Consider the following 8,080-nt stretch of genomic DNA (forward strand, 5'->3'; position numbering starts at 1 on the left):
GTGAAGCACTCATGTACCCCTTGCTGCGTATGGCGAAGATGGTCGGTCTTTACGACAACATCTGGGCACTGATCATCATCTTTGCTGTATTGCAAAGTGCATTCGGTACCTACTTGGTGTCCTCCGTGATGTCGGACTTCCCCATGGAACTTCTCGAAGCTGCACGTATCGACGGTGCTGGTAGCTGGCGTTTGCTCAAGGACATTGTGTTCCCCTTGGTCCGTCCTACGTTGACTGTTCTGATGGTGTTCTTCTTCATCTGGACATGGAACGAGTTCCTGTTGCCTCTGGTTATGTTGCCTTCGAACGACAGCCAAACTGTGGCTTTGTCGATGGGTCTGGCATCTGGTCAGTACACCAGTGACCCCACCACTCAGGCAGCTGCAGCACTGGTCGGTATCTTGCCTACCCTGCTCTTCTTCCTGATCTTCCAGCGCACACTCCTCAAGGGTGTCACGATGGGTTCGGTCAAGTAATACCTCGGGGTTGTGGGGGAGTTACATCCCTCACAACCCCACCTTTTGCTTCACAATCGACGCGCGTCGACGGACAGGAAATCTGTTCGAAAGAAACAACACGTAGCATCACAGAAACAAACGAAAGTTGAATCACATGTCTGAGTCTGTATTCCTCTCTGGGGATGAAAACTGGTGGCGCCAAGCAGTGGTGTACCAGGTCTACCCTCGTTCGTTCAAAGACTCCAATGGGGATGGCCTGGGAGACATCAAGGGCATCACGTCCAAGGTTGACTATCTTTCAGAACTTGGCGTTGATGCCATTTGGCTGAGCCCGTTCTATCCTTCGGCGCTTGCCGATGGTGGTTATGACGTTGCTGATTACCGTGACGTTGACCCCAAGCTAGGTAACTTAGCTGAATTTGACGAGATGATTGCGGCATACCATGCCAAGGGAATTCGCGTCTTTGCGGACATTGTCCCTAATCACTCATCTGATCTTCACGTGTGGTTCCAAGAAGCACTCAAAGCAGAGCCTGGTTCTGCAGCACGTGATCGTTACATCTTCCGTGACGGTAAGGGTGAAAACGGTGAATTGCCACCCAACAACTGGCCCTCTCACTTTGGCCCCACCGGGTGGACTCGCACGACAAACCCAGATGGCACCCCTGGACAGTGGTATCTCCACCTCTTTGCCCCTGAACAGCCAGACTTCAACTGGGATAACGAAGAAGTCATCGAAGACTTCAAGAAGACTCTTCGATTCTGGTCAGACCGTGGCGTAGACGGATTCCGTATCGACGTGGCTCACGCCATGAAAAAGGACATGTCTGAGCCATATCCAGATATCAAGAACTATGACATGGAGAACATTCCTCTTGATGGTTCTCACCACCTCTTCGACCGCGATGACGTGATGGAGATTTACAAGGGTTGGAGAGAAATCTTTAACTCCTACAACCCTCCTCGTGTTGCTGTTGCAGAAGCGTGGGTCCCCGCAGAACGTCGTACTCGTTATGCAAGCCCTGAAACTTTGGGACAAGCATTCAACTTCGACCTGTTGAGCGCACCCTGGTCTGCGAAGAAATTCAAGAAGACCATTGAATTCAACCTTGAGCTTTCCGAGAAGTCAGGATCCTCTTCTACGTGGGTTCTCTCGAACCATGATGTGATTCGTCACGCCACTCGCTACGGTTTGCCCAAAAAGACCAACTTTGAAAAGTGGGTCATGACTGATGGAACTAGCCCCGAGCTAGACCGCGAAAAGGGACAGACACGTGCACGTGCGGCAACAATGTTGCTCCTGGCTCTTCCCGGAAGCACCTATCTCTACCAGGGTGAAGAACTGGGACTGTTTGAAGTAGCTGACCTTCCAGGACAGGTTCTTCAGGATCCGATGTGGCTCCGTGACGGAATGACTCGTAAGGGTCGTGACGGTTGCCGTGTTCCATTGCCTTGGGAGAAGACTGGTTCTTCTTTCGGTTTCGGTACCGGTTCAGCGCACTTGCCTCAGCCAGCCTGGTTTGCTGGTCACTCGGTTGAGTTTGAAGAAGCTCAGGAAGATTCAACCCTCAAGCTCTACCGCGCTGCACTGAAGTTGCGCAAGGAGCTCCTCACGGATGAAACCCTTGAGTTTGTTCCCAGCAAGCGCAAGGTGGTTCACTTTGTGCGTCCTAACGGATGGCACAACATTACAAACTTCGGGAAGAAGCCAGTGGCCCTTCCCGCAGGCACGGTTCGACTCACCAGTGCTCCACTCGTAGATGGCAAGCTTCCAAGCAACGCCACCGCGTGGATCACAACATAGGGGTTCCCTCCCTCCGATTGAATGCCCTGCAACCCTTGGTTGCCGGGCATTCTTATATCTGGACACTCGCCTGTAATCCCGGGCAAAGTCAGTGCCCTCGCGTAACTTTGAGGCATGGCTTCAGGCTCTAATTCGCGTTCCCGTTCGACGAGTGGGTCTCGTTCGCGTACCTCCGCTTCGAAGTCCACAAAGTCTTCTCCAAGTGCACGCTCAAACTCTTCAAACGGGGGAGCAAAATACACCGGAATTGCCTGGCTCTGGATGAGCATGGCCCACATCACCGGTGGTGCTGCACGCATGCTGGGGCCTGAAAAGTTTGCCAAAGATGAACGCCGTGACGGCGTGCCATTCACTCTCGTCGTTCTCGCAATTGCGGGAGCAATCACACAGTGGTTCCTGCCCAATAACGAAATCGCTCAGATCATCAACGACTGGACAATCGGTGGGCTTTTTGGGCGAATTGCGTATGGCCTTCCAGTCGTCATGTTGTTGACAGCTATTTGGCTTTTCCGACACCCCAGTTCGGTCAATGACAACAACCGCATTGGTGTTGGCCTCACGCTGCTATTGATGGCGGCTGCTGGTCTTGCTCAGGTCTTTGGTGGACAGCCTGATCCTTCTTCTGGTCCCGCTGCACTGGCAGACGCGGGTGGCTTGATGGGCTGGATTCTTGCCAGTCCGCTTTCGACAGTGATCTCACCAGTGGGTGCAGTCATCGTGATGATTGCCCTGATTTTGCTCTCGCTCTTGATCATTACCAAGACTCCACCCAACCGTATTGGTGCACGTTTCCGCGAGCTTTACGCCTACCTTTTCGGTGCTCACACTGACACAGAGGCAAACCAGACAGGCAAAATCGAGATTCTTGATCTTGACCCTGTTGAAGCTTCTTCTCTGCCCTGGTGGCGCCGGAACAGTAGTCGCCGTGAGACCGAGGCCGCTTTCGATTCACCGGTCATCACCGACCCTGCAGCGCATGCTGTCGATCTCGCAGCTACGCGCGAAATGACAGACCTCGACATCATCGAGGAACTGGTAAACGCAGAAGAAGCAGTGCGGGTATTCCACACCGGCGAGGTCGTTACAGACTCCTCGGCCGTGGCGGCACAGGACAATGTCTCCACCGCTCCGGTGAACATCGTCGCACCGACCGCCGAAGCTGCGGGTGTGGACGAAGCAGTTGTCGCCGCACCGCCTGCGCCCAAGGGTCCAGCAGCTATTTATCGCCTTCCGCCAGCCAATGCACTGGCTCAGGGTGCTCCTGCAAAGACTCGCTCGGCAGCTAATGACGAAGCAGTTCGTGCCATTACAGAAGTCCTCAAGCAGTTTGCTGTTGATGCCACTGTGACTGGTTTCAGCCGAGGACCCACCGTGACGCGCTACGAAATTGAGCTTGGCCCTGGTGTCAAGGTTGAGCGCGTTACTGCGTTGTCGAAGAACCTGTCTTATGCCGTGGCATCGAACGAAGTTCGTATCCTCTCACCTATCCCCGGCAAGAGCGCTATTGGTATTGAAATTCCCAACACCGACCGCGAAATTGTCACTTTGGGAGATGTGCTGCGTTCGAACGCATCTACTTCCAGCGAACACCCCATGACTATTGGTGTGGGTAAAGATGTTGAGGGTGGCTTCGTTGTTGCCAACCTGGCCAAGATGCCTCACTTACTTGTGGCAGGTTCTACCGGTTCTGGTAAGTCCAGCTTTGTGAACTCCATGATCACAAGCATTTTGATGCGCTCCACTCCTGCAGAAGTGCGCATGGTTTTGGTTGACCCCAAGCGTGTTGAGCTTGCACCCTATGCAGGTGTTCCACACCTCATTACGCCCATCATTACCAACCCCAAGAAAGCAGCTGAAGCACTGCAGTGGGTTGTTAAAGAGATGGACATGCGTTACGACGACTTGGCCAGCTTTGGCTTCCGTCACATTGATGACTTCAACCGTGCTGTGGTGAACAACGAGATAACGCTGCCGCCAGACAGCAAGCGCGAGCTTCGCCCATACCCATATCTTTTGGTCGTCGTAGACGAGCTCGCAGACCTCATGATGGTTGCACCACGTGACGTAGAAGATTCTGTCGTTCGAATTACCCAGTTGGCGCGTGCCTCTGGTATTCACCTTGTCCTCGCCACGCAGCGACCTTCTGTGGATGTCGTGACTGGTTTGATCAAGGCCAACGTGCCATCTCGTCTGGCATTCGCCGTGACCAGCGTGACGGATTCCCGCGTGATCTTGGACCAGCCAGGAGCTGACAAGCTCATTGGTCAAGGTGACGCATTGTTCCTGCCTATGGGCGCAAACAAGCCCATCCGAGTTCAGGGCGCTTGGGTTTCTGAAGAAGAGATTCACAAGGTTGTTACGCACGTCACCCGTCAAGCTCGTCCTGAATACCGTCAGGACGTTGCAGCCGCAGCGGAACGCAAAGAGATTGACGCAGACATCGGAGACGACCTCGATGTTCTCCTGCAAGCTGTTGAGCTTGTTGTCTCGACCCAGTTTGGGTCCACCTCGATGCTGCAGCGCAAGCTTCGTGTGGGCTTTGCTAAGGCAGGACGCTTGATGGACCTGATGGAAAGCCGCGACATTGTGGGCCCTTCCGAAGGTTCCAAGGCTCGAGATGTTCTGGTTTCCCAGGAACAACTCCCTGAGGTCCTCGCCAAGCTCAAGGGCGACGTTGTTGCTTCCCCTGCACCCCCAACTGCTTCTGTAATCCCAACTGGGGACCCCTACGCCAACGATCCCGTTGCGGAAATGTCTGCTGGATTAGAAGAAGTTGACGGTGACGAAGGTAGTGAAGACGCCTGGAACCTCACTGATCGCGACTAACGTGAATGTTATGAAGCACGTCCCCAACACCATCACCATCGTCCGGATCTTCTTTGCTCCAGTCTTTATCTGGATGCTCTTGACCGCAGGCGATGACCTCACATCACCACTTCGCTGGTGGGGTGCTGGACTGTTCGTTTTCGGTATGGCCACAGATGGCATTGATGGCTACCTTGCGCGTAAATACAACGTGGTCAGTGACTTTGGAAAACTGCTTGACCCCATTGCGGACAAGGTCCTTACTGGTGGTGCGCTGATCACACTATCCATTTTGGATGAGCTGCCATGGTGGGTTACCGCTGTGATCTTGCTCCGCGAAGTGGGAATTACCGTATTCCGCTTTGCAGTGTTGAGCGATCGTGTCATTCCGGCCTCTCGTGGCGGAAAACTCAAGACCATTACTCAGTTCGTCGCCATCACCTTTGCTTTGCTGCCTATGCAGGCAGTCATTGGCGATAGTGCCAACATCATCAACATTGTGCTGATGTCAGCTGCGACCATCATTACCGTCTGGACTGGAATTGATTATCTAGTGGATGCCTGGCGCCAAAACAAGAAGCACACGTCAAAGGCCTAAGGGGCGACTGTGACTGTTGAGCTGATCGAACGTTTGACTCACCGCGGTCTGACCGTTGCCATTGCCGAATCGTTGACGGGTGGGTTGCTCTGTGCTGCGTTGACAGAGGTTCCTGGTGCATCAGCGGTTATTCGCGGGGGAGTAGTGGCCTATGCGACGGATCTCAAGGCATCGATGTTGGATGTTCCACATGAACTGCTTGACACCGTAGGGGCCGTGGACGCAGACGTTGCTTTGGAGATGGCTGCTGGTGTCGCCTCCAAACTAGGGGCCGATATTGGTATTTCGACCACGGGAGTGGCCGGGCCAGAACCGCAGGATGGAAAAGCTGTAGGAACGGTCTTTATTGCCTGCGTATGGGGCAAGAAGCGCGTCGTTGAGGAGCTTTCCTTGTCTGGAACACGCAATGAAATCCGTTCCTTGACCGTCCATGCCGCCTTGCGGATGCTGGCATCTGCAGTTTCTTGAGCCTTCTGAAACATTCTGGGAATAAAACTGTCGTAACCTAAGTTGATACAAGCAGACTCACATCTGGTTTTCAGGTTTCTGGAGCTAGCATGGGGTTATAGATGTAGAGGAACTTTTATAGTTCACCAGCGTAGGGAGGCACCATGATTCTTGTTCGACAGGAAATCGGCGATGTTCTGCGCGACTACCGCCTGCAGAAAGGTCGCACGTTGCGACAGGTTGCAAGCAAGGCCAGCGTGGCACTCGGTTACTTGAGCGAGGTTGAACGTGGCCAAAAGGAAGCAAGCTCAGAAATTCTTGCTGCTGTAGCAGATGCTCTGGACACCCCCATCTCGCAGATCATGCGTGAAGTAGGGGATCGTCTTGCTGTGATTGAAAGAATCGAACCTATTCGTGCGATTCCCGACACTGTTCCTGACGAGTTCGTCAACGACTTCGCTGCAACACGCTAGAAGCGTTCGTGCGCCTCAGCGAATTTTGGCGTGCCGTCTCTGATGAGTTCGGTGAGGCTTATGGCCGTGTTCTGGTCAATGATTTAGTACTGTCCGAATTAGGTTCAGTTACCTCCGCGGAAGCCTTGCGTAAGGGTATCCCCGCGCGAAACGTGTGGCTTGCTCTGGTCAAAGCTGTCGATGTTCCTGAGTCCCGCTGGTATGGCGTGGGTCTGCCGGAGCCCAAGAAGTAATTTTCAACACGCCGACATTTGTTCGAATATGTATTCGAAAACGGCTAGTCTCCTACACATGCACTTGTTTGCACGTGTTATCCACGGAGAATCACCTCTGGCACTCAATGTCAGTGGCTTCTCTTACGGTGAAACACGTCCATATAGGAGCATGCGCCTTGTCGTAAGCGCCCCGCAGCGCCCGTCCCGCCTTCACCGGCCGGTCGGTAGCGGAGGAGTAGCACGGCAGCCGATAGGCGAATCACCCTCGATAAGTAAAGGAGACGGCCATGGCATCTGCCGCTGACCGCGAAAAAGCACTAGAAACAGCACTAGCCCAGATCGACCGCCAGTTCGGTAAGGGTTCCGTCATGCGCCTGGGAAGCGACGAGCGCGCTCCAGTCGAGGTGATTCCGACAGGCTCCATCGCATTGGATGTTGCTCTCGGCATTGGCGGACTTCCCCGTGGCCGCATCGTAGAGATCTACGGTCCTGAGTCCTCGGGTAAGACCACACTCACTCTTCACGCGATTGCTAACGTCCAGAAGCAGGGCGGCATTGCTGCCTTCATCGACGCTGAGCACGCACTTGACCCCGACTACGCCAAGAAGCTCGGTGTCGACATTGACGCACTGCTGGTGTCACAGCCTGACACTGGTGAGCAAGCACTCGAAATTGCCGACATGTTGGTTCGCTCCGGTTCTATCGACCTCGTTGTCATTGACTCGGTTGCCGCTCTAGTTCCCCGCGCTGAAATCGAAGGTGAAATGGGAGACACCCACGTGGGCCTCCAGGCACGTCTGATGTCTCAGGCGCTGCGTAAGCTCACCGGTGGCCTCAACTCGACCAACACCACCATGATCTTCATCAACCAGCTGCGCGAGAAGATCGGTGTCTTCTTCGGAAGCCCCGAGACCACCGCCGGTGGTAAGGCGCTGAAGTTCTACGCGTCAGTTCGCTTGGACATTCGTCGCATTGAGACCCTCAAGGATGGCACTGACGCAGTGGGTAACCGTACCCGCGTCAAGGTCGTCAAGAACAAGATGGCACCCCCCTTCAAGCAGGCAGAGTTCGACATCCTCTATGGAACCGGTATCTCTCGCGAAGGTAGCCTGATTGACTTTGGTGTCGATCACGGCATCGTGAAGAAGTCGGGTGCCTGGTACACCTACGAAGCAGATCAGCTTGGTCAAGGTAAGGAAAACTCTCGTAACTTCCTCATCCAGAACCCTGCTGTTGCCCTCGAGATTGAGCAGAAGATTCTGGCCAAGCTCGGTGTGGGT

Annotated in this window: 8 protein-coding genes; all 8 read left to right on the plus strand. The window is 54.1% G+C overall.

Annotated elements, in window-relative coordinates:
* A partial coding sequence (locus RR877_RS09065; RefSeq protein ID WP_332627976.1) for a carbohydrate ABC transporter permease occupies positions 1-476 on the plus strand: 476 nt, incomplete at its 5' end.
* Positions 477-612: 136 nt separating this feature from the next.
* Complete coding sequence (locus RR877_RS09070; protein WP_332619106.1) at positions 613-2,262, plus strand: glycoside hydrolase family 13 protein; 1,650 nt, start codon at positions 613-615, stop codon at positions 2,260-2,262.
* A 114-nt stretch (positions 2,263-2,376) separates the two neighbouring features.
* A complete protein-coding gene (locus tag RR877_RS09075) occupies positions 2,377-5,088 on the plus strand; it encodes a DNA translocase FtsK (protein WP_332550700.1) in 2,712 nt (903 codons plus the stop codon).
* Between the two features lie 10 nt (positions 5,089-5,098).
* Positions 5,099-5,665 (plus strand): CDP-diacylglycerol--glycerol-3-phosphate 3-phosphatidyltransferase, encoded by a 567-nt coding sequence (gene pgsA / locus RR877_RS09080; RefSeq protein ID WP_110233089.1) that lies wholly within the window; start codon positions 5,099-5,101, stop codon positions 5,663-5,665.
* Positions 5,666-5,674: 9 nt separating this feature from the next.
* Positions 5,675-6,133: a CinA family protein gene (locus RR877_RS09085; RefSeq protein ID WP_110233090.1), complete on the plus strand. Its 459-nt coding sequence runs from the start codon at positions 5,675-5,677 to the stop codon at positions 6,131-6,133.
* A gap of 143 nt (positions 6,134-6,276) precedes the next feature.
* Positions 6,277-6,585 (plus strand): helix-turn-helix transcriptional regulator, encoded by a 309-nt coding sequence (locus tag RR877_RS09090; RefSeq protein ID WP_332627978.1) that lies wholly within the window; start codon positions 6,277-6,279, stop codon positions 6,583-6,585.
* Positions 6,586-6,593: 8 nt separating this feature from the next.
* A complete protein-coding gene (locus RR877_RS09095) occupies positions 6,594-6,818 on the plus strand; it encodes a DUF3046 domain-containing protein (protein WP_277494439.1) in 225 nt (74 codons plus the stop codon).
* Between the two features lie 269 nt (positions 6,819-7,087).
* On the plus strand, positions 7,088-8,080 hold a 993-nt coding region (gene recA / locus RR877_RS09100; protein WP_332627979.1), incomplete at its 3' end, for a recombinase RecA.

This window comes from Aurantimicrobium sp. (genome assembly GCF_036667855.1).
GTDB lineage: Bacteria > Actinomycetota > Actinomycetes > Actinomycetales > Microbacteriaceae > Aurantimicrobium.

Bases quoted from the DNA above. Each gene is read 5' to 3' on its own strand.
- RR877_RS09070 (WP_332619106.1), top strand. From the start codon at position 613: ATGTCTGAGTCTGTATTCCTCTCTGGGGATGAAAACTGGTGGCGCCAA.
- pgsA (WP_110233089.1), top strand. From the start codon at position 5,099: ATGAAGCACGTCCCCAACACCATCACCATCGTCCGGATCTTCTTTGCT.
- RR877_RS09090 (WP_332627978.1), top strand. From the start codon at position 6,277: ATGATTCTTGTTCGACAGGAAATCGGCGATGTTCTGCGCGACTACCGC.
- RR877_RS09075 (WP_332550700.1), top strand. From the start codon at position 2,377: ATGGCTTCAGGCTCTAATTCGCGTTCCCGTTCGACGAGTGGGTCTCGT.